The following is a 958-nucleotide window of genomic DNA, read 5'->3' on the forward strand; positions in this document are numbered from 1 at the left end:
CCAACTCATTGAGTAGGATATTAGATAACAAAGGACTTAAAGGTGAACCTTGAGGAACGCCTTTTGTTCGTTTTTGCAACTTCCCATTGATTAGTATTGGTGCTTTAAGAAATGAACGTAGCAACTTCATAGTTGCTTTACATTTCACCTTTTTGTATATCAACTCTAACAGAATATAATGTTCTACTTCATCGAAGAAACTCTTCAAATCAATATCCAAAATATCTTGATAACCTGAATTGATGTTTTCAAGGCTTTGTAGTAAAGCTTGATGAGCATTACGTTCTGGTCTGAATCCGTAACTATGCGTCCGAAAATCTGGCTCAAAAAGAGGTTGTAATACTTGATGTAATGCTTGTTGATAAAACCTATCCACAACTGTTGGAACACCGAGTAACCTCTTTTCCCCATTGCTTTTAGGTATTTCAACTCCTTTTATTGGAGACACCTGATACGCTTCTCGTTCTATTTGCTCATTCAACAGCTGTCCTGTCGCTTCGAGTATTGATTTTAATTCAGTTACCTGAACATTATCAACTCCCCCAGCTCCTTTATTGCGGTAAACTTGCAAGTAGGCTTCGTTTAGATTCTTTTTACTTGTTAATCGTTTAATCATTAATACTAAAATTTGTTTGTTGTCTCGCTTAATCAAAGGCTACTTATTTACTAGAAAACTATCCGTAACGTAAATACGCTCCTTTGTCTATTAAAGACCATTATCGTTCAGTCCTTCATTAATTTATCAGGTAATTAATTACTATGACTTCTGCTGACTTCTTGACGCATAGAAAACGAATCTATTCCAAGACCTCCCCAGGTAATTGCATCTTCTTTCCCTCAATCCCTGCCGTATCTACATAATTACCCTTTTGGTATTCTTTTGGGCGTTACAATGATGTGCTTGCTTACCCAAGTAATTATGCCTCTTATACGGTTCCTGTTCGTCAGTACCGAGCTT

1 protein-coding gene is annotated in these 958 nt (G+C 36.6%); it reads right to left on the reverse strand.

What is annotated here, in order from left to right; genetic code table 11:
* The coding region (locus C6368_RS17015) for a reverse transcriptase domain-containing protein (protein ID WP_262494892.1) at nucleotides 1–616 on the reverse strand (616 nt) is incomplete at its 3' end.
* Nucleotides 617–958 lie beyond the last annotated feature (342 nt).

Origin of the sequence: Brumimicrobium mesophilum, assembly GCF_003025005.1 — a bacterium.
Lineage (GTDB): Bacteria > Bacteroidota > Bacteroidia > Flavobacteriales_D > Crocinitomicaceae > Brumimicrobium > Brumimicrobium mesophilum.